The sequence below is a fragment of the Candidatus Symbiopectobacterium sp. 'North America' genome (assembly GCF_015762685.1).
Taxonomy (GTDB): domain Bacteria; phylum Pseudomonadota; class Gammaproteobacteria; order Enterobacterales; family Enterobacteriaceae; genus Symbiopectobacterium.
The window spans coordinates 1-19,991 of record NZ_PEHF01000005.1 but is presented as its reverse complement, the minus strand read 5'-3'; the positions used below and the strand labels follow the sequence as shown (position 1 = coordinate 19,991).

The following is a 19,991-nucleotide window of genomic DNA, read 5'->3' as shown; positions in this document are numbered from 1 at the left end:
TGCTACTGTGATGATAGCCCGTGTTGGATGGGTTGCCAAAGGAGAGCGTATCGTCATGCCACGTCTTACTGCACAAGATTTCCAACCTGAACTGCTAGAACTGTATGACTACTACGCGCATGGGAAACTCACCAAGCGAGAGTTTCTGGAACGCGCGGGTAAATATGCGGTGGGCGGCCTGACAGCCATGACCCTGCTGTCACTGCTCAGCCCCAACTACGCCCTGGCACAGCAGGTCGAGTTCACGGACCCGGATATCCTCCCTGAGTACATCACCTATCCGTCACCCAATGGGCACGGCAGCGTGCGCGGTTATCTGGTAAAACCCGCCAACCTGACCGGCCTGGTGCCTGCGGTGGTGGTGGTGCACGAAAATCGCGGCCTCAATCCCTATATCGAAGACATTGCGCGCCGGCTGGCAAAAGCCGGTTTTATCGCGCTGGCCCCTGACGGACTCAGCAGCGTCGGCGGTTATCCCGACAATGACGAAAAAGGGCGGGAACTGCAACAAAAGGTCGATCCCACTAAACTGATGAACGACTTTTTCGCCGCTATCGAATTTATGCTCAAGCACCCGGACAGCAACGGTAAAGTGGGCATCACCGGTTTCTGCTACGGCAGTGGCCTACCCGGAAATGGCCTCTGCAGTGCCTTTCTATGGTCGCCAGCCTAAACCGGAAGACGTTGAGCGCATCAAGGCGCCGCTGCTGATCCATTACGCCGAACGCGATGAGCGCATTAACGAAGGCTGGCCCGCCTACGAAAACGCGCTGATTGCCGGAAAAAAGGTGTATCAGGCGCACATTTATCCCAACACCAAACACGGCTTTCACAATGACTCCACCCCGCGCTATGACAAGGCTGCCGCTGATCTGGCGTGGGAACGCACCCTGGCCTGGTTCCGGCGCTATCTGGTCTAGCGTATGCTCAGGATAAACCATGCGCTTTGATTTCAACGACTTGCGCCTGTTTCTTCATGTGCAGCAGGCGGGCAGTATCACCGCAGGCGCCGTCCGCTCGCACCTCACGCTTCAGGCCGCCAGCGAGCGCATTCGCGGCATGGAGGAGGCACTTGACGTGGCGCTGCTAACCCGCGTCAGTAACGGCATGACGCTCACCGAAGCGGGCTTTGCGCTGGCTCACTATGCCAATACGCTATTGCAGCAGCGCAATCATATGCAAAGCGAGTTGCAGCAGTTTGGCAACGGGTTGCGTGGGCATATCGCCCTGCTCTGCAATGCGTCTGCGCTAAGCCTGCACCTCCCGTCGCGCTTGAGTGACTATCTGCTCGCCCACCCGCGTATTTCCCTTAGCGTCAGCGAAAAGCCCAGCCACGACATTGTGGATGCGATTAAAAACCAGCGCGCGGAAGTGGGTATCATTGCCGATTCAGTTCCGTTGCAGGGCCTGGAAATGCGTGAATTTGGTCTGGACCCGCTGGTGGTGGCGGCTGCGGTCACTTCACCGTGGGCGAGTTCGACCGAGCTGGCGTTTGAAGCCCTGCTGGATGCGGAGTTTGTCGGTTTGAACACGGGTAGCGCGTTGCAGGAGCATATCGACCACCATGCGCGCCAGCGCGGCAAGCGTCTTAAGTACCGCGTGCGCTTGAATGATTTCCCGGCGTTAATCGGGTTAGTCCAGCAAGGTATCGGCATCGGGATTGTGCCCGAAAAAGCCCTGGCGCACGCGGATACGCAACAGGTGCGCGCCATTTCGCTCACTGACGCGTGGGCGCAGCGCCGCTTGCTGCTGTGCGAGCGCCGGTTCAGCGAGCTGTCAGGTCACCTTCAGGAATTTGTCGAACAGATAAGCGGCATGCAAGCATCAGCCCCCGATGCTGAGCACCATGGTGACCCCCAGCGCGATCAATCCGAGAAAGAAGCAGCGGCGAAATAGCGTTTCACCAATGTATTTTCGCACGTGTTGACCCAGCGCCATACCGAGCAGCGCCGGGATCAGTGCCAGCAGCGATAACGACAGATTCAACGCAGGCAACCCACCGCCCTGCGCCAACGAAAGTGCCAGCCCCAGTGTTGAAACCGTGAATGCCAGCCTGAGCGCCTGCACCAGATCATCTTTCTTTAATGCCAGACACTGCAAATAGGGCACCGTCGGTATCACAAACACTCCTGTCGCAGCCGTAATCATTCCAGTGAGGTAGCCTATGACTGGAGAAAGCCAGATTTCATGACGACCGGGTGCAGGCAGGCGGCGTGCAATCAGCCCCCACACGCCATAAACCACCAGCATTCCCCCCAGGAAAACCGGGGCCCATGGCGACGCGTCCACCAAGGTCGGGACGCCGCTCCACAGCGTCCCTATCAGTATCGCGACCAGAAAGCTGCCAAGACGCCGTGCCAGCAATAAAAATGCCGGGCCAGCAAACAGTTGCCACAGATTGGTGACGAAAGAAGGGATCAGCAGCAGCGCTTGTCGACGGCATGGTTAACGCCATAAGCCCCATGGCGACCGTCGGCAAACCGAGGCCGACAATGCCTTTAATCATGCCCGCTAACAAAAACATGGAGAGTATCGCCACCATCCCTTATCCTTATTTGCCACTGATTCCGAGGGGTAACACGAAAATACGCATAGCCTGGCAAAAGCGCGATAGGGAATTTATTGAGGGAGACTCAGGGAAAACTTGCAGGGGAAGCGCTCGCGCCTCAGCAAAAGCGGCGCGTAGCGAAAAAACTCAGCTTTTCTTCACAAACTCGGATTTCAGCTTCATCGGGCCAAAACCATCAATTTTACAATCGATGTTATGGTCGCCTTCGACCAGACGGATACCTTTCACTTTGGTACCGATCTTCAACGTGGAAGAGCTGCCCTTCACTTTCAGGTCCTTGATAACCGTCACGCTGTCGCCATCGGCCAACAGGTTGCCATTGGCATCACGCACGACCAACCCGTCGTCATCAGCGGTTTCCGCATTCATGGACCACTCGTGACCACACTCAGGACAATTGAGCTGTTCATCGGCCTGCCAGGTAAAGGCAGAGTCGCATTTTAGACAATTTGGTAAGGTTGACACGGCATGACTCCTGAAAATTCAATAAAAAGGTAAAATAAATAACAAAATCATAAGAAAACGTGATGCATAGTCACTATTTTACGCTATTTCTCTCACAGCGTACAGCCAAACGCCCTGCAACCCCATGGCGCAGCCCTGCACAGCAATAAAGCAATGCGCACCACATTGACACAAAACCACCGCCGTTTGACGCACTATCGTCTGGCGCAAACGCGCTCTGGTTGTGCATTACTGACTCAATAGCGTGCAAAGCGCCGCAACGACACTATCGAAAAACAAGATTGCGTTATTTGGCATTTTTTATGCATGGCAACCATTATCTTCTTATTGCGTAATGCCCGGAGATGCCAATGATAAAAATAACGCTTCCTAGTGGACCTTATTACGATGAAATGCTCACGGCAGAGGGACAGCAGCGGCAGCATTACGATCCATGGTGGCGCTGGCTGCAACGCACCGATCAGCAATCGGTGCTGCAGAAGAAGGAGCAGGCAGAGCTGCTGTTTCATCGGGTGGGTATCACCTTCAACGTCTACGGCGACGATGAGGGTACTGAATAGTTAATCCCGTTTGACAGTGTGTCGCGCATTATTCCGGCGGCGGAGTGGCGCAAACTGGACAGTGGCATTCGTCAACGCGCTGAATGCCTTTCTGCATGATATCTATCACGATCAGCACATCCTCAAAGCCGGCATCATTCCCGCCGAACAGGTGCTGGCAAACGAGCAATTCCAACCCTGCATGCAGGGTATCACCCTGCCCAATCAGATTTATGCACATATCACCGGCATCGATATGGTGCGCAACAGTGACGGTGAGTATTACGTTCTGGAGGATAATCTGCGCACACCGTCCTGCGTCTCTTACATGCTGGAAAACCGCAAGATGATGATGCGCCTCTATCCGGATATGTTCGCCTAGCAACACATCGCCCCGGTAGAGCTCTACTGTAGTTACCTGCTGCAAACCCTGCGCGAAAGCTCACCGGTAGACGATCCCTGCGTGGTGGTGATGACGCCGGGACGTTTTAACAGCGCTTACTTTGAACACAGCTTTTTGGCCCAGCAAATGGGGGTAGAGCTGGTTGAAAGTGCCGACCTGTTTATCAAGGAAGGGGCGGTTTACATGCGCACCACCGAAGGGCCACGCAAGGTGGATGTTATCTATCGCCGCATTGATGATGCCTTTCTCTATCCGCTGGCGTTCCGCGCTGATTCCATGCTCGGCGTGCCGGGTCTGCTGTCGGTGTATCGTGCGGGTGGCGTGGTGCTTGCCAATGCCATCGGTACCGGCGTAGCCGATGATAAATCCATTTACCCTTACGTACCGGAAATGATCCGTTTCTATCTGAGCGAAGAACCGCTATTGAACAACATCCCGACCTTGCAGTGCCGTAAGCCGGAGGATTTGCGCTTCGTGTTGGATAATCTGGATCAGATGGTGGTGAAGAAAGTTCACGGTGCAGGCGGCTACGGCATGCTGGTAGGGCCGCGTGCCAGTCGCGCTGAAATAGAGGAATTTCGCCAGCGTTTGTTGGCCAACCCGGCGAACTACATTGGGCAGGAGACGCTGGCGCTCTTCACCTGCCCGACCTTTGTGGAGCAAGGACTGGCCCCGCGCCATATCGATCTGCGTCCCTTTGTGCTCTACGGGCAGGAGATCCGCCTGGTGCCCGGTGGGCTGACACGGGTGGCGCTCAAAGAAGGCTCGCTGGTGGTGAACTCTTCGCAAGGGGGTGGCACCAAGGACACCTGGGTAATGGAGGATGACGAATCATGCTAAGCCGCACAGCCAGTGAGCTGTTTTGGATGGCGCGTTATCCGCAGTTTTCCATGGCGAACCTGATCAATTTTTTTGCCCTCGACAGCGATAACCCCAGCAGTATCTACAGTTGCGTCGAGATGGCCTGGAACAACGCCCATGCGGTGCGCGGCAGCCTGTCCGCCGAAGTGTGGGAGTGCATCAACACCACACGTATTCAGCTGCGCACGCTGCGGCAAAAAGGGGTGGAAGAAGTCGGGATCGACGCCTTCTTTGACTGGGTAAAAGATCGCGCCCATCTGTTTCGCGGCGCGGTGTTCGGCACCTTGTTGCGCAACGATGCACTGTGCTTTATCCGTATCGGCACGCTGATCTAGCGGGCCTTCGCCACCACACAACTGCTGTTGCTCAAAGATCAGCAACTGAATAACGACACCGATCCGGTGCGTGAATATTATCGGCTGGACACGCTGCTGCGCGCGGTCAGCGCACGCGAGGCCTATAACAGCATCTATCGCCAGCCGGTCACGCGCGATACGGTGGCTGAACTGCTGATCCTGCGTAACGACGTGCCGCGCTCACTGCGCGCCTGCATCGAAGACGTTGTCGGTCAATTGGAGCAGATCGCTAACACCCGTTCTCACCTGCCGCTGCGTCTGGCGCACCAGTTGAATGTCGATCTGCGCTTCAGTACGCGGGAAGATTTGGCGCAATCGGATATGCAGGTGTATCTCACCGGTCTGCTGGCCCGAATCAACGCGCTGGCTGACAGCGTGCGACAAACCTATCTGGAGACGGTATGAAACTGACCATTAATCATCTCACGCGCTATCGCTATGATGAACAAGTGAAATTCAGCACCCAGTATCTGCGTTTGACGCCGCGTGACTCCGCCCGCCAACGCGTGGCTTCATGGTCACTGACGCTGTCTGATCGCTCGGCGGTCGCCACCACCGACACCTGGGGCAACGTGCTGCATGTGCTGACGTTGGATCACCCGCATCAGGAAATCGTCATTCACGCTCAGGGAGTGATAGACATTGCCGATAACGATGATAGTGAGCCAGAGGATGAGCTGCTGTCACCGTTGGTGTTCCTGCGCAGCACGCCGCTGACGCAGGCAGATGCGCCGATTCGCGCGTTCGCGCTGCGCTACTACCGGTCGGAAGCGGCGGAAGAGAGCCTGAACGCGCTGATGGCGGCACTGTTGGTCAGCATGCCTTACACGCCCGGTGCAACGCAGGTGCAAGATAGCGCTGCGCAGGCCTTTACATGCGGGCAGGGAGTCTGTCATGATCACACCCATGTGTTTCTGGCCTGCTGTCGCAGCCTGCACCTGCCAGCGCGCTATGTCAGCGGCTACGTTCACAGCCCGGATTCGGGCCATGTGGCGATGCATGCCTGGGCGGAAGTGTGGCTGAATGGACGCTGGCTGAGTTTTGATATCACTAACAACTCGTGCAGCCTGACGCAGCATTTGCGTCTGGCAACCGGGTTGGACTATTTGGATGCCTGCCCGATACGCGTCAGCCGTCTGGGTGGCAGCAGCGAAATCCTGTTTTCTGAAGCTGAAGTGTAGCGCTTTTCACAACAGGTGCAGCAGCAATAACCATGAGATGATCGGATTATGACTTACTGTGTGGCCATGTGCCTGTCGGACGGACTGGTGTTCGCCTCGGACTCCCGCACCAATGCCGGGGTGGATCACATTGCAACGTTTAAAAAACTGCATGTGATTCACAGCGCCAACGATCGGGTATTGGTGCTTCAGTCCGCCGGGAACCTGGCCACCACACAAAGCATTGTCAGCCTGCTGGAAACGCGCATGCGCAGTGACAACGAGCCTAACCTGTTGCAGGTGGCTATCTTGTACGATGCGGCGACGCTGGTCGGTGCCACCTTGTGTGAAGTCATCGATCGCGACAGTCGTATGCAACAACATACCAGCATCACCAATTTTGGCTGCAACCTGCTGTTAGGTGGGCAAATCGCTGGAGAAGTCCCCCCGCCTGTTTCATATCTATCCTGAAGGCAATTTTATCGAGGCGACGCGCGACACGCCTTATTTCCAGATTGGCGAAAGCAAATACGGCAAACCGATCATTGACCGGGTATTAACCCGAGAAACCACGCTCGAGCAGGCTATGTGCTGCGTGCTGATCTCGATTGATTCCACGCTGCGCAGCAACCTGTCCGTCGGGCTGCCACTGGATGTGATGATCTACTGGGCTGACAGCTTTGATGACAGCGGGCAGCGCCGTATTACCGAGGATGACCCCTACTTTGCCACCATTCGCAAAGCCTGGTCGGAAGGATTACAGAACACGTTACGTCAATTGCCGCCGTTCTCGCTTTAACGCGTCACACTCGTCCGCCGTGCTGCCAGCGCACGCAGCAATACCGCAAGGGTGGTGCCATTGTGCAGCAGTGCGCTGCCGCCCGGAGATAAACCGCCCAACGCCTCCGTCAGCATGATGCCGCTGTTGACCCACTCGGTCAGGGCAATGTTGCTGTGCACCAGTTTCATCGCTTTCAGCGCCAGTTCACGCGCCAGCACCACGCCGTGCAGATTATCCTGCATCAGCACCGCATCAGCCGCCTGCTGCGCCAGCTCGGTACTCTGATTCATGGCCAGCCCGACATCCGCCTGCGCCAACACCTGGGCGTCATTTACCCCATCGCCGATAAACAGCACGTTGCGGCCCTGCTGTTGCAGCGCCTGAACCATATCCACCTTACTCTCTGGCGTGCATTCAGCCACGCATTCATCCATCGATAACGCGTTAGCCAGTTGCTGCGCCTTTTCAACGCGATCGCCAGTCAGTAACACGATGCGATCGATCCCCGACTGGCGTAGTTGTGCGATCACCTCGTGTGCTTCCGCCCGCAAGTTATCCTGCAAGCCAATCATGCCAACCAACCGCTCATCGAGGCTGATGAACAGCAAATGATACCCCTGCTGAGCCAGCGCGGTAATCTCGGTCTCATACGGTGAGAACACAACCTGATAGTGCGCTTCCAGAAAATGGCGGCTGCCGATCGCCATGCGATGGCCATCCAGTTCACACAGCAGACCGTGCGCAATCACATACTCCACTTCACCGTGATTGATGTGGGGCAACGCATGGTGGTGCGCCGACGCCACCACCGCTTTCGCCAGTGGATGATTGCTGTGTTCTTCAACAGAAGCGGCGATCGCCAGCAGGCGCTCCGCCCAGGCACGCTCCGGATCGAAACTGACCACTTCCGTCACCTGCATATCACCGTGCGTCAAGGTGCTGGTTTTGTCGAACACCACCGTATCAACCGCAGCGAGTTGTTAATAGCCCGCCCGCTTTTCAGCAACAAGCCGCTTTGCGCCGCGCGGTACATGATGGATTTAAACGCGATCGGCGTGCTTAGCTTCAGCGCACAGGCATAATCCACCAAAAATACCGATGCCAGACGCCGCCAGTCACGCGTCAAGGCAAACACCGCCCCACCTACGCCGAGTGTGATCGCCACGCGCCGGTCGGCCATCGCCTGTGTCACTTTCTGCGTTTCGCTTTGCTGGCTTAACGATTCACTAATAAAGCGGCGGATGTTGGCAATCGAGGAATCTTCCCTCACCCGATCGGCCTGTACCGCAATATTGCCTTACTGCACCTTTGTGCCCGCATACAGCCAGGCCCCCTTCTCCCTCCGCACCGGTACGCTTTCTCCGGTCATGGAGGCCTGATTAATCAGGCCGACACCGCGCAACACCTTGCCGTCCGCCGGGATGGTGTCTCCAGGTCCAAGCAGCATTACGTCACCAACCGTCAGCGCAGACGACAGCATTTGACGACGTTCGCCTGCGTGCTCGACCCACACGCGGTGTTCCTGCGGTCGTAACAGGCTGGCTAACAGCGCATCGGAATGACGGCTGGTCTCCTGCTCCATGTACTCGCCCAACGTCAGCATCGCGGTGCGGTTATCCCCCCGCAGCACGGAAAGCCCAACTGCCAGTGCATCTAGCACCTCAACGTTCAGCTCTCGACGTGTCAATGAGGCTACGCCTTCAGCCAGCGTTTCCCCGGTCAGCAGCAGCGTCGCCAGCGCCGCCCAGCGTCGAGGCAGGCACTGCGCTAACAGCAAGCCCCCCGCGTTGAGCAGATTATCGCCACCGCAATATTCCGGTTCATGCTCGCTCTCGGTGCGCTGCTGCCAGTCAATGCCAGCCACCTGTGTCAACAGTGTGGATTCGTCGGTCTGATCCGGATGGTACTCAATCACCACCGAGCCAATCGCCGGCCGCAGGTGCACCCTTGTGACGCCCAGTAGCGCCAACAATTGGTGGCGCAGCCAATTCGCGCCATCAGGGAAACGTACCAGCAGCGTCATACTCAGCCGCAAACGTCCGGGCAGGCGGTGCTTGACCCGAATCCCCGGCGCGAGAGTGACCTCTCGATCGGGCATCACGACGCGTCATTCTCCTGCTGACGGTAGTAATCCAGCTCGGCTTGGAGATCCGCCAGCCGCTCTTTTAACTCTTCTACTTCACCGCGCACGGTGCCCCACGCTTTTTTCGCCGTGGCGGCGACCCCTTGCTGCACCTGCGGGTTGGTCAGCAAATAGGCAATGGCAGCGCCGGCCACTACGCCGGTGACAAAGTGGGTTTTGCTGTTGGCCTGACGATAAGGGGCCGGAGGCTTGGCAGGCGGGTAACTGGCATAGGCAACCTGTCCGTTTGGCAACCGATAGGCGTAAACATAAGGCATGTTGGAAGGGTTCATTCCTGCACTCCTTCTTGAGTTTGGTCCTGTAATGATTCACGCCGCTGCATGGCATCCAGCACATAAAGGCTGGCAATACCGGCGCTCGCCAATGTCAACCAGGTCAGCAAAGGCCGCCCCGCGCTGGCGCTGGCCACGGCCATTACCGTACCGCTCACCACGCCCGCTTTGGCGGCGTCACTTGCCACCTTGACGGCGCTTTCATTCAACGTGGTTTCACCGCGCTGGTAACGCCGCCATTGTTCGATACAAGAGCCCACCTGCGCACTAGCCACCACCGCACGATTGATGGGCTTAACGCGTCACGGTTGTTGCTCATTCGGCGTCTCCTCAGGCGCGGAAGCTGTCGCGCGCTGGCGCTTTACCGAGGCCTGAAATTCCGCCTTACCTGCCTTCACCGTGTCGCGAAAAATGGTGCTGCCCGCCGCTACACTCTCTTTCACACTTTCGGCACCGCTGGCGACAGAGGATTTGACTTTATCGCCGCCGGTTTTTAACAGATAGCCTGCTCTTGTCAGAGTCTGTGTCAGCGTCTGGCGCACGCTGTCATTGGTTAGCAGCAGTGTGACAGCCGCGCCGATCATCGCACCTTTCCAAAACTCCTTATCATCCGCGCCGATGGTGCTGATCAGGCTTTTCAACAGCCCGGCCTGTTCTCCCATCACATTCTCAACCACACCTTGCGCCTGCGCGCTCCAGTCCATGCCCGGTGCTGCATGATGACCGTGATGATGTGCAGCTTGCGGCATCGCATTTCCGGGGAACAGATACCCTGGCAGCGGATAGCCGGGCGGCAAATACCCTGGAGGCAGTGCGCCCGGCGCCATCTGCGGATACCATGCTGGCTGCGGCGGCCATCCTTGTGGTGGTGGAAAAGCCCCTTGTGCGGCAGAATCGCCTTGTGGCACGTAATAGAGATAGCCATAAGGTGGGAAATAGGGAGCCTGATTCACAGGATTATTATCATTACTCATAACGACCCTCTCTTGACTAGGTTTACTGGGAGAGCACGGCCTGAATTTGCGTCAGCGCCTGTTGCGCCGCCTGATCATAGTGACCAAACAGATGCGTCAGCAGCGTGGGGGAAAGTGTGCTGGCACAATATTCCAGTACCACGCTACCGGTTGCGGCATTAATGCTGTACGATTTCAGACACCCCCTCGGGGTGACACAGTGATTGCAGCGCAGCCAACCGGCTTTGGCTGAGTGCGGAGACCAAGCGATTGGTAAAACTGAGGCGAATGCGCCCCGGAATATGGTGCGCTACCGTGACAAAACGGCGTAGCGCCATCAAACTCTGCAAATCATCTGCCGCCATAACGGTGACTACAGCCTCCCTTTGCCTACCAACATCAATGCCGCTTCAATCTCATGCGACATCAACCCATGCTGCGCGCACAACACAAGGTGACAAGGTTACCCCTGCCACAACGTTAGGAATGTAAATATTTTGCGCGAAGACAACGTCACAATAACGTAACGTCAGGAGAATCACTTAAGATTTATGCAGTTAATTGCAGGTTGTTTGTTTTTTATCAATTCGCGCTATAAACAGAGGTGATAGACACTCTCACTACGATAATGTAAATTGTTATCATTATAATCCCTACGAGTCGCGGCGACATGTCTCCCTATTTGCATCAAACACAGAATCGCATTCGAATTCGCTCCGAATATATTCAGCGCAACCCGGAACGCGTGACCGAGACGATTGCGCAGCTGCGCCAAATCGCGGGCGTGCAGGAGATTACACATCGTCACTATGCCGGTTCTGTCGCGATTTGTTTTGACAGCAAGATCCTGTCTGGCGATACGCTGTTGGCACACATTGAGCCGGCAGGATGGCTTTCCGTTGCCAGAAACCAAACCTACATCGACAGATCGCTTCATCGCTATACGCGTTCACTGGCGAAAGGACTGGCGCTGATGACGCTGGATATGGCGATCAAAGGTCCACTGGTTAAACGACTGGTCACTCTCGTGCGTTAACCGCTGCCAACATAAATACGCTTTGAGCACCGCGCGCTATATGTGAGAATATAGCGCGCGGTGCTGCATTTGTACCCGTTACATGCATTGGGTTTGAGAAAACATGGAGTTACACCTTTGACTCGCCTTTGTCGGCGTGATTACCGTTTTAATTGCCATTCCCGGTCCGTCAGCGTTGATCAGCATGACTCATGGTTTGCGCTATGGCCGTGGACGTGCTGCCGCCACCGTACTGGGCGACGTGACCGCAGCGCTGGTGCTGATGTCACTCTCGGCGCTGGGATTGGGAGCCGTATTAGCCGCTTCAACAACCACGTTTATGATCTTGAAAATCGTCGGCGCGCTCTATCTGATTTGGCTCGGTATTGCCTCATGGCGTTCAGCCGCCGCCGCCCATGCGCCTGAACACGTGCACATGGACGCATCTCCCACGCGTGTTGCGCTGTTTCGTAAAGGTTTTTTAGTCGGTATCAGCAACCCGAAGGATTTGCTGTTTTTTGCCGCGCTGTTTCCCAACTTTATCAGCGCCACAGAACCCCATGCGCTTCAGTTTTCTATTCTGGCGCTGACCTGGGTACTGTTTGATTTCAGCATCATGTTTTTCTATGCCAGCACCGGACGCCATCTGTCCGGCGTATTCAGCAATCCGCGCCGCATGGCGTTGCTTAATCGCGCCACGGGTGGCGTGTTTGTGTTGGCGGGATCGGCGTTGGCGATCTCCAGCCGATAATAAAACCGCCCGTTTTCGCTGTTGCTATCCTGCGTCCAATGGGATAGCAACGCCAGACCATCCTGCTTCAGGCGTGATGAATCTCCCCGCTGTCATCATTGAACGTAATCGTTTCTCCGTGACGTAACGCCCACGTATGGCCCGGCTTGTCGATAAACACCGGAATCCCCAGCACCGTCGCCAGAATCGCCGCGTGAGCGTTTCTGCCGCAATCGGTGAAATAAACGCCTTTGATCCAGGCGGGATCCAACTGCACCGCTTCGGAAGGCAACAATATGTTGGCGACGATCGCCATCGGAGAGTGGCAGGGCGTGACCACGCTGTCTGGCTGATGGCTCAAATGCCGCAACACCCGCAGACCGACATCATAAATATCGATATAGCGTTCACTCAGGTAGGAATCTTCAATCCCCTGATACTCTTGTGCCAGAGAGCTAATCACCGTCAGCCACAGCGCATCAACCTGCACCGCGGCTTGCCCCATTCGCTCGGCAACCGCATCGTATAGTTCGTCATCTTCCAGCATCATACGCTGCGCCATAAAAATCCCGGCTTCTTTATCAGAAAGGCGCTGCACGGTAAACGCATAGAGCTCATACAGGTCTTGCACGGCAGCCTCAATCGCCTGTACCAGTTGAGCCAGTTCAGCCTGCGCGCTTTGACTGACGCGCGGCGTCACGGCGGGCAACGTCCGTTCGACCCGACACACGGTGGCCGTTACCAATTCTCCCAGGGGATGTCTCTGGGGGCGAGCCAACGCGGCGTCTTTCGCTTCTAAACGATCGCCAAAATTATCGTGCGCCAGCAAGGCAAAGGCATCAATCGCCTGTTGCGCCTGCGCTCCACTCGCGCGCAGCGTGACATCATCGCCATGCTTAATCGCCAATAGCGCGATATTGTTGACACTTTTCCCGTTCACCGTCTGTGCACCTTTCATCAGTTGCACATCGGCATTGTAGCGGTTAAGACAGGTGGCAATGGCCGACGCCGGGCGCGCGTGAATGCCGGCAGGGTTAGCCACACGCCAAGAAAAAGTGAGTGCTGACGATGGCGCCTCCTACGTCAAAGCAACAGGGGAGATGGCCGCCGTAAGCCTGTCATCCTGGCTCAACTGGTGATATTTCGCTGCCAGAGCCTGATGCGCTTCGGCAATCACCTGGCGAATATCACCACCGGACGCGGCCACGACAGCCGCCGCGATCGTGCCTTCCACCAGGGGCGCAGCGCAAACGTGTACTCGGGTCGCATAGGCCTCACCCAGCAGTTCCAACGCCAGGTCGGTGCTCAAAATCGCACTTCCCATGTCGACCATCACCAGCACATCCCCCTCATCTTGCACCTCCTGTATTGCCGTCATCACAGCAATCGGATCGGTGCCAATCGGGTTATCGGGATCGCCAATGCCAGCCGCCACCGCAAATTTTACGCTGCCGTGCGTCATCTGCGCTGCCAGTTCCACCACCCCTTCCGCCAAGCGCTTACTGTGAGAAACCACCACGATATTGACCATTTTCTACAGCCTTACCCAATCGGGTCATCAGGGCATCACATATCCACGACATCACAGAGCGTTTTAAACAGCAGATAGCTGGATGTTGCACCAGGATCCTGATGTCCGATAGCGCGCTCGCCAAGATAGCTGGCATGACCTTTCGCCGCACTCAGTGGGATAGTGCTTTTCATTCCCTGCTCCGCCGCTTTCAGCGTTTCCGCCAGCGCCGAGGAAAGCGGATCTTCTTGTCGGGCTTTCAGCGATGCGACAATCGTGCTCAGCGTATCCACCATGGTTTTATCGCCGGGATGTGCCATGCCGCGTGCGATAATGCGCTCTGTCCCTTCCTGATACATATGGTAGAGATCTGTTACCGTCAGCTCTTCTTTTGCCATGACGGTCTCTGCCGCTTTGATAAAGAAAGTGCCATACAGCGGTCCGCTGGCCCCACCGATGGTGGAAAGCAGCACCATGCCAGTATTCTTCATGATGGTGCCGATATCTTTATCTGCCAGCGTAGGAAGCTTTTCTTTTACCTTGCGAAAGCCACGGTTCATGTTCAGCCCGTGATCCGCATCGCCAATTTCACGATCCAAATCGGTGAGAAATTCTTGTTGTTGTTCAAATACATCGGCCGCCGCATCCAGCCAGGAGATCATCTTGCTTTTGGTTTTCACCATCATCGCACCTCAGTTTTCATCGCATCAATGCCGGATGCAGGCTCTCCCTGCATCTGCGCGCAAGCTGCCGCCAACGGCGGCAGCTTGCATTACTTGACTACATTTTCCATCTCAGCGCTGGTGTGCTGACCGGGAAATCCCACAGCGAGATCATTTCGTCATCCGCTTTCAGCACCGTGATGGAGACGCCCTGCATATCAATCGCACTGCAATAGGTGCCGATCAGATTACGTGCAATGTTGATGTGTTTAGCCGCCAGGATCTCCGCCACTTTGCGATAAACGCCGTACAGTTCAGAGGCTGGCGTCGCGCCCAGTCCGTTAACCAGCACAATCACATTGTCACCTGCGTTGAGCGGCGTCGTGGTGCGGGTATCGTCAAACCATTCGTCCTTTTCCCGATCCCATTGGCGCAGCGTTCTCAAGTAAGGGGTGTTATCAAGGATTTCATCGAGCATGGCGCTGAAAATGGTGTCACCATCAGTGTACTTTTCCCGACGGATGCCCGGTTCACCGTGAATACCAATACCAAATTCGATTTCATCTTCTGGCAACAAAAAGCTGGGCTTACCAGCAGCCGGTACCGTGCATGAGGAGAGCGCGACGCCAATAGAACGGCCCTGATCGGCAATACGCGTCGCCAACGCTGAGCATTGCTCCAGGCTATATCCCTCTTCTGCCGCAGCCCCCAACAGTTTCTCTGCCAACACAGTGGTGGCAACGCCACGACGGTCCGCCGTGTACGAGCCGTCTTTCACTGCGACATCATCGTCAATGACGGCCACTTGTACGGAAATGCCTTCACCATGCAGCAATTCTGAGGCGGTCTCAAAATTAAGGATATCCCCGGTATAATTTTTGATCAGCAGCAATACGCCATTTTCGTTACTGACTTTCTGCGCACACTCATACATTTGATCGGGCGTAGGCGAAGTAAAAATATGGCCGGGACATGCGCCATCCAGCATGCCAAAACCGACAAAACCGGCATGCATCGGTTCATGCCCGGAGCCCCCGCCGGAGATCAGCGCCACTTTAGGCTTGTCCGAACGGCGTCAAACATAGAAAGGCTCGGTATTCACCGTCAATTCGGGGTGGGCGAGTGCGAAACCTTCAAGCTGTTCTCTGATAATATCATCGACTTTGTTGATGAGCTTTTTCATGACCCTTCCTCTTGATGACCGCCCTTTCGCTGGGGAAAGGACGATTTCCATGGGTGAGCGGCGTACCGCCCGTTAGGCAAAAACCGGTAAAAACTTGTAGCACAGCGCACCGATACCACTACCGATCAACGGACCGACAATTGGCACCCAGGCTTATTCCCAATCGGAATGACCTTTATTTTTGATGGGCAACAAGGCATGAGCGATTCTTGGCCCTAAATTACGCGCCGGGTTGATGGCATAGCCCGTGGGGCCCCCAACGACAAACCGATGCTATACACCAGAATCCCCACCGCGAACGGACCAAAACCGGACGCAATCCCGTTATGCGAATTAAAAATCCTCAGTACGCCAAAGACTAAAACAGCCGTACCGATAATTTCTGTGACCAGGTTCCACTTAAAGTCGCGCACCGCAGGCCCGGTAGAAAACGTCGCCAGTATCAGTCCGGCATCTTCAGTCACGTCGTAATGTCGTTTGTAAGTAAGATAGACCAGAATCGAGCCGAGAAAGGCGCCGATACATTGAGCAACGACGTAGGTCAGAGCCATTGCGCCCGAGATACTGCCATACAACCACATGCCAAAAGTAACGGCCGGATTCAGATGCGCCCCGCTCACCCAGCCCGTGATATATACGGCTATTGCGACTGCAAATCCCCACCCGGCGGTAATAACGATCTAGCCGCTATTACCCCCTTTGGTCCGCGCTAGCACCACGTTGGCTACTAGACCGTTGCCAAGCAGTATCAGCACCATGGTGCCAATCAATTCTGCAAGAAAAACGTTCATCGCTGTCTCCTTCGTTTTCGGTTGAGGGGTTACCCACATGACGGAACGAACACGATGAGAGTAGGAAGCCGAATCCATGCTGTAAAAAATAATTTTTTGTTCAATTCAGGAACATCGTTACGCCGTAAAAAGAACCAAAATGAAACATCAATAACGCCATTCGCCCTGTTATTTGATACCTGTCAAACTGTGAGGAAAGTTGTGCCGCAACTCACACTTCGTTGAGTGGAATAATAAATATATTTAAATTCAATATATTAAATTTAATCATTCGGTTTACCGCATCACCACGGGCGGTTGGCGATGTGCATCACAGATTCGACATAATATTTTCAAAATGGAACATAAATGCGTTACCTATCTCCTAAAGTGGCGCGATAAAGGAGCAACCGGTGAAACAGGCTGAATTGAAAACCCTCTGGCACGATTTCATCACGCCGGACCCAATACAGTATCCCGATGCCGCCAGCATGGAACATCTCGCGCTAAAGCCCTATGTCACTGAATCCTGGCTGCGTTGCCGGCGACAACAGCGTCACGACCATTGGTCAACGCCGTTCTACGCCAAAGGCATTACGTTCAAGTCCCTGCGCCGCAACCGTGCCGATATGATCAATATCGCTGCGCCAATACTGGAGGATATCTTTGCCTATCTCACCACCGCGGAATGCGCCTTGTTATTGACCGATGAAACCGGATGTACGTTGAGTTTTCACGCCTCTCCGGCCATGAGCCAACGGCTGATGGCTCTGGGTATTGGTGAAGGCATTTACTGGCGCGAAAGTATGATGGGCAATAATGCCGTCACAACGGCACTGCTGTTACACGAGCCGGTTAGCCTGCAAGGCTATGGGCATTTCAATCAGCATTTGCATCAATTTTCCTGCTTCGCCATGCCGGTTTTCGACAGCTACAGCGCAGTGATGGGGGCGGTTGGGCTGATTCTGCTGAACAACAGCGATACGGTTTCCGCCCTGGCGCTAGTGCATTCCACGGCACAGCAAATCAGCGCAAAATTGCACACGGATATGATTTTGGCTGAATCCAACCAGCATTTGAGTGAAGTACACGCCCTGCTGGATGGCGTGGAAGAAGGCGTTCTCGCCTGGGATCATAAAGGCACCATCCTCTATCTGAACAAAAATGGCAGCGACCTGCTCAATGTAAAGGGTGAGACGTTGTTAGGAAAAAATATTCAGAATATTCTGAACTTACCGCAGCGGATCGTTCATACCATTGCGGAAAACCGGGATGTCTACCTGTTCGAAACCGCGGTCGAGTTCCAAGGCGCGTTTATCGCACTGGCAATGTCGCTAAAAATAGTGAAAGGCATCGCCAATACGCCCGACCGTTACATTGCCCTGTTGCACCCTATCGATCATATTCGTGAACTGGTGCATCGCCACGGCGGGGCGTATGCCCGCCTGACATTTGACGATCTCAATTACGTTGGAACATCCAGCGCTATCCGACGTGTGGTTCGCCTTGCACAGCAGGCAGCTAAGGGGCGCGGTTCAGTCCTGCTGCATGGTGAAGAGGGGCTTGGTAAAGCCTATCTGGCACAAGCCATTCATAACGCCAGCGAGCGTCGGGATAAGCCCTTTATCACCATTAATTGCCAGGCAATACCGCGAGAGGCCATGGAAAGCGAATTTCTTGGCAACAACGCACATACCGATAAACCGGTCATTTCCAAATTTGAGTTGGCGAAAGGCGGCACACTGCTGTTAGAAAATGTCGAATACCTGACACAAGAAGTGCAAACCGCGCTGTTACAACTGTTGAAAACCGGATTGCTCAACAAAGCCAACCAGACGTTGGTACCGCTGGATGTCAGGTTGATCACCACTACGGATGTGGACATCAATCAGTTTGTTGAGGAAAACCGCTTTCGCCGTCACCTGCTGTACGAGTTGCAATCGTTCGACATTCACGTGCCAGCCCTGCGGGAGCGTAGTGAAGATATCCCAGCATTGATCAAACACTACCTTAAGATCATGAGTCGCGAGATGGGGGCTAATGTGACGCTTTCAGAAGATGCGCAGCAGTTACTTATGCGCTATGCCTGGCCGGGAAATAACCGAGAACTGCGCAATGTGCTCGAACGAGCCTATAGCTATAGCAGCGGTAACCGAATAAAAGTCAAAGATATTCCTGCACCATTGAGTGAAAACATTCTTGAGGCATCCTCCCGAGAAGCGAGCCCTCATCCTCAATCATTACAAGAGATGGAGCGTGATGCGCTCATTCAGGAAGCGATCCACTGCCGGGGCAAAGCCTCACAAATGGCTTCATCATTAAAAATTGGCCGCACGTCCCTGTGGCGTAAACTCAAGCAACTTAATATCCACCTTGCCGATTACAAGGTGGGTTGATTTATTCCGGGACAAGACCCATCGACGAAGCGTTCAACAATATCGTGCACCGTCAGCGCAGCGTCTATCTGCGCTGACGGGATCGTCACCCCGAATGTCTCAAGCTGCATCAGTAAATCGATCATCTCGACCGAATCCAGGCCCAACGTGGCGATTACGCTATCATGCAACCCAATGCTGTCAATCGGGATACCGCTCACCTGATGAATCAATGCTTTCATCTGGTGCTCATTATCACTCCCGCTTATCACGCCATCATCCTCGTGATATCTGTGAGGACAGGGTACGCCTCACGCCAGGCGTGGTGGTCAAAACCCGGGAGTTGCATTTTTCGCTGTATTTATCTACCAACGCCTGAGCGTTGCGGCTTAGTTGGAAAAAATCTTCGTGCAATTGCATTTTACGAAATGACTCGTTGATATAGGTCTTCTGCATATCACTGCGTTCTTCAGTGCCAGCTTCCGCGAGAAATGCTCTTGATCGAGCGTCTGGGTATACAACCCATCCTCACGCAGGATCAGTTTATTAATGCTCTCCTTTTCCTTTTCATTCTCTTGGACTTCATTTCCGAGCCAGCGCTTCAGCAATGCCAGATCCTCGCTGTTGATAGCGGATGAAGAACTTCCTACTGAAGAGGCTGCCCCCGAATGGCTCGCTTCTTCGATCGCAGAAGAATCGTCATTTGCCGCAGGCACCGGCGGAGAGATCGGTCCCGACGGTACGGTACGCCTCTAGTGAGGCCAAGGGGTTAACGTTCTGCCTGGGCGACAGCGAGCTAATCTGGAAATTATCCAGAGGCGATCGCGCTGGTGACATGGACGATACATCAGAGCTAACGGAACTACTGGCAGAAGCACGCCGCTTTACCTGAACGCGGGCTTCCTGTTGCGGCTCAGCCACTGGCGCAGTGGGCTGCGCGCTATCCGTATCGATAAAGAGGGGCTCTGTCACTGTGGCGCTATTTCCATTCGGCAGCGTCGAATGGGAGGATAAATCTTGCATACTGACGCCGTTCAGTCGGCTAAGCAGTGGGTAGCGGTTGAAAAAATTCGCTGGCGTCTCGCGCCTTTCTCCCATCGCGGCAATCAAATCCTTCAACAATATAAGACATTGATCTTGTTTGATTTTATTCGAAGCCAAGAGCTTTTCCGTCATAGAACTGTAAGCACACCGGTTTTAGTTCCACGCACTTTTTGAGATTTCCGGGTTTTCAGCCATCAGCC

At 54.9% G+C, this 19,991-nt stretch carries 18 protein-coding genes and 7 pseudogenes; 9 read left to right on the top strand and 16 right to left on the bottom strand.

The genetic code is table 11. The features are described 5' to 3' along the window. The first annotated feature begins 55 nt into the window (after positions 1–55). Both yghX and CS369_RS01660 read left to right on the top strand, forming a co-directional pair. A pseudogene (gene yghX / locus CS369_RS01665) lies at positions 56–920 on the top strand (YghX family hydrolase). Between the two features lie 19 nt (positions 921–939). Further along, positions 940–1,896 carry a LysR family transcriptional regulator gene (locus CS369_RS01660; protein ID WP_196905744.1) on the top strand — a complete coding sequence of 319 codons (957 nt, stop codon included), beginning with the start codon at positions 940–942 and terminating at the stop codon, positions 1,894–1,896. Here the strand turns inward: CS369_RS01660 and CS369_RS01655 are convergent. Both CS369_RS01655 and CS369_RS01650 read right to left on the bottom strand, forming a co-directional pair. Then, positions 1,825–2,542 (bottom strand): annotated as a pseudogene (locus CS369_RS01655) (sulfite exporter TauE/SafE family protein). The gene CS369_RS01660 and the pseudogene CS369_RS01655 sit on opposite strands and share 72 nt — an antisense overlap. A gap of 153 nt (positions 2,543–2,695) precedes the next feature. Further along, positions 2,696–3,034: a zinc ribbon domain-containing protein YjdM gene (locus CS369_RS01650; protein WP_196905743.1), complete on the bottom strand. Its 339-nt coding sequence runs from the start codon at positions 3,032–3,034 to the stop codon at positions 2,696–2,698. Between the two features lie 350 nt (positions 3,035–3,384). Between CS369_RS01650 and CS369_RS01645 the strand changes: the two are divergent. The 4 genes and pseudogenes from CS369_RS01645 (at position 3,385) to CS369_RS01630 (ending at position 7,152) form a co-directional block, all read left to right on the top strand. Next, positions 3,385–4,816, top strand: a pseudogene (locus tag CS369_RS01645) (circularly permuted type 2 ATP-grasp protein). Continuing rightward, positions 4,810–5,598: pseudogene (locus CS369_RS01640) on the top strand (alpha-E domain-containing protein). Before CS369_RS01645 ends, CS369_RS01640 begins: the two co-directional pseudogenes overlap by 7 nt. Beyond that, entirely contained in the window at positions 5,595–6,374 is a 780-nt protein-coding gene (locus CS369_RS01635; protein WP_196905742.1) for a transglutaminase family protein, read from the top strand. The pseudogene CS369_RS01640 and the gene CS369_RS01635 overlap by 4 nt, the downstream one beginning before the upstream one ends. A 48-nt stretch (positions 6,375–6,422) precedes the next feature. Beyond that, positions 6,423–7,152: pseudogene (locus CS369_RS01630) on the top strand (peptidase). Here the strand turns inward: CS369_RS01630 and CS369_RS22845 are convergent. The 6 genes and pseudogenes from CS369_RS22845 to CS369_RS22830 all read right to left on the bottom strand — a co-directional run bounded on the left by CS369_RS22845 (position 7,149) and on the right by CS369_RS22830 (position 10,867). Beyond that, entirely contained in the window at positions 7,149–8,093 is a 945-nt protein-coding gene (locus CS369_RS22845) for an HAD-IC family P-type ATPase (protein ID WP_244664709.1), read from the bottom strand. The pseudogene CS369_RS01630 and the gene CS369_RS22845 sit on opposite strands and share 4 nt — an antisense overlap. Beyond that, positions 8,066–9,157: pseudogene (locus tag CS369_RS24985) on the bottom strand (hypothetical protein). Before CS369_RS24985 ends, CS369_RS22845 begins: the two are co-directional and overlap by 28 nt. A 74-nt stretch (positions 9,158–9,231) precedes the next feature. After that, on the bottom strand, positions 9,232–9,549 hold the full coding sequence (locus CS369_RS01620; RefSeq protein ID WP_196905741.1) for a YtxH domain-containing protein: 318 nt from the start codon (positions 9,547–9,549) through the stop codon (positions 9,232–9,234). Then, entirely contained in the window at positions 9,546–9,824 is a 279-nt protein-coding gene (locus tag CS369_RS01615) for a hypothetical protein (protein WP_244664707.1), read from the bottom strand. Before CS369_RS01615 ends, CS369_RS01620 begins: the two co-directional genes overlap by 4 nt. Positions 9,825–9,851: 27 nt before the next feature. Continuing rightward, a complete protein-coding gene (locus tag CS369_RS01610; protein WP_196905740.1) occupies positions 9,852–10,523 on the bottom strand; it encodes a YtxH domain-containing protein in 672 nt (223 codons plus the stop codon). A 158-nt stretch (positions 10,524–10,681) separates the two neighbouring features. Next, positions 10,682–10,867 carry a hypothetical protein gene (locus CS369_RS22830; protein ID WP_244664706.1) on the bottom strand — a complete coding sequence of 62 codons (186 nt, stop codon included), beginning with the start codon at positions 10,865–10,867 and terminating at the stop codon, positions 10,682–10,684. A gap of 305 nt (positions 10,868–11,172) precedes the next feature. Between CS369_RS22830 and CS369_RS01600 the strand changes: the two genes are divergently transcribed. Both CS369_RS01600 and CS369_RS01595 read left to right on the top strand, forming a co-directional pair. Next, positions 11,173–11,538 (top strand): HMA2 domain-containing protein, encoded by a 366-nt coding sequence (locus CS369_RS01600; RefSeq protein ID WP_196905739.1) that lies wholly within the window; start codon positions 11,173–11,175, stop codon positions 11,536–11,538. A gap of 136 nt (positions 11,539–11,674) precedes the next feature. Beyond that, complete coding sequence (locus tag CS369_RS01595) at positions 11,675–12,268, top strand: LysE family translocator (protein ID WP_244664705.1); 594 nt, start codon at positions 11,675–11,677, stop codon at positions 12,266–12,268. A 67-nt stretch (positions 12,269–12,335) separates the two neighbouring features. On the opposite strand, the gene CS369_RS01590 is transcribed toward CS369_RS01595, so the two are convergent. The 5 genes and pseudogenes from CS369_RS01590 to CS369_RS22825 all read right to left on the bottom strand — a co-directional run bounded on the left by CS369_RS01590 (position 12,336) and on the right by CS369_RS22825 (position 16,222). Continuing rightward, positions 12,336–13,289 carry an HPr family phosphocarrier protein gene (locus tag CS369_RS01590; protein WP_196905738.1) on the bottom strand — a complete coding sequence of 318 codons (954 nt, stop codon included), beginning with the start codon at positions 13,287–13,289 and terminating at the stop codon, positions 12,336–12,338. Between the two features lie 36 nt (positions 13,290–13,325). Beyond that, a complete protein-coding gene (gene dhaM / locus CS369_RS01585; RefSeq protein WP_196905737.1) occupies positions 13,326–13,778 on the bottom strand; it encodes a dihydroxyacetone kinase phosphoryl donor subunit DhaM in 453 nt (150 codons plus the stop codon). A 35-nt stretch (positions 13,779–13,813) separates the two neighbouring features. Continuing rightward, positions 13,814–14,440, bottom strand: coding sequence for a dihydroxyacetone kinase subunit DhaL (dhaL, locus tag CS369_RS01580; protein WP_196905750.1), 627 nt, complete (start codon positions 14,438–14,440; stop codon positions 13,814–13,816). A 97-nt stretch (positions 14,441–14,537) separates the two neighbouring features. Beyond that, positions 14,538–15,602: pseudogene (gene dhaK, locus CS369_RS01575) on the bottom strand (dihydroxyacetone kinase subunit DhaK). Positions 15,603–15,817: 215 nt separating this feature from the next. Next, on the bottom strand, positions 15,818–16,222 hold the full coding sequence (locus CS369_RS22825; RefSeq protein ID WP_244664704.1) for an MIP/aquaporin family protein: 405 nt from the start codon (positions 16,220–16,222) through the stop codon (positions 15,818–15,820). A gap of 563 nt (positions 16,223–16,785) precedes the next feature. Here CS369_RS22825 and dhaR point away from each other — a divergent pair. Beyond that, the gene (gene dhaR / locus CS369_RS01565; RefSeq protein ID WP_196905736.1) at positions 16,786–18,768 is read left to right on the top strand and encodes a dihydroxyacetone kinase operon transcriptional regulator DhaR; all 1,983 of its coding nucleotides are present in this window, start codon (positions 16,786–16,788) and stop codon (positions 18,766–18,768) included. On the opposite strand, the gene CS369_RS01560 is transcribed toward dhaR, so the two are convergent. The 3 genes from CS369_RS01560 to CS369_RS01555 form a co-directional block, all read right to left on the bottom strand. Next, positions 18,753–18,989: an acyl carrier protein gene (locus CS369_RS01560; RefSeq protein ID WP_196905749.1), complete on the bottom strand. Its 237-nt coding sequence runs from the start codon at positions 18,987–18,989 to the stop codon at positions 18,753–18,755. The two genes, dhaR and CS369_RS01560, sit on opposite strands and share 16 nt — an antisense overlap. 147 nt (positions 18,990–19,136) lie before the next feature. Continuing rightward, complete coding sequence (locus CS369_RS22580) at positions 19,137–19,463, bottom strand: hypothetical protein (RefSeq protein WP_210769473.1); 327 nt, start codon at positions 19,461–19,463, stop codon at positions 19,137–19,139. Continuing rightward, complete coding sequence (locus tag CS369_RS01555; RefSeq protein WP_196905735.1) at positions 19,447–19,869, bottom strand: hypothetical protein; 423 nt, start codon at positions 19,867–19,869, stop codon at positions 19,447–19,449. The genes CS369_RS22580 and CS369_RS01555 overlap by 17 nt, the downstream gene beginning before the upstream one ends. Positions 19,870–19,991: the final 122 nt, after the last annotated feature.

Coding starts and splice junctions, on each gene's coding strand:
- CS369_RS01600 (WP_196905739.1), top strand. CDS start 11,173: ATGTCTCCCTATTTGCATCAAACACAGAATCGCATTCGAATTCGCTCC.
- dhaL (WP_196905750.1), bottom strand. CDS start 14,440: ATGGTGAAAACCAAAAGCAAGATGATCTCCTGGCTGGATGCGGCGGCC.
- CS369_RS01610 (WP_196905740.1), bottom strand. CDS start 10,523: ATGAGTAATGATAATAATCCTGTGAATCAGGCTCCCTATTTCCCACCT.
- dhaM (WP_196905737.1), bottom strand. CDS start 13,778: ATGGTCAATATCGTGGTGGTTTCTCACAGTAAGCGCTTGGCGGAAGGG.
- CS369_RS01620 (WP_196905741.1), bottom strand. CDS start 9,549: ATGAACCCTTCCAACATGCCTTATGTTTACGCCTATCGGTTGCCAAAC.
- CS369_RS01660 (WP_196905744.1), top strand. CDS start 940: ATGCGCTTTGATTTCAACGACTTGCGCCTGTTTCTTCATGTGCAGCAG.
- CS369_RS22830 (WP_244664706.1), bottom strand. CDS start 10,867: ATGGCGGCAGATGATTTGCAGAGTTTGATGGCGCTACGCCGTTTTGTC.
- CS369_RS01635 (WP_196905742.1), top strand. CDS start 5,595: ATGAAACTGACCATTAATCATCTCACGCGCTATCGCTATGATGAACAA.
- CS369_RS01560 (WP_196905749.1), bottom strand. CDS start 18,989: ATGAAAGCATTGATTCATCAGGTGAGCGGTATCCCGATTGACAGCATT.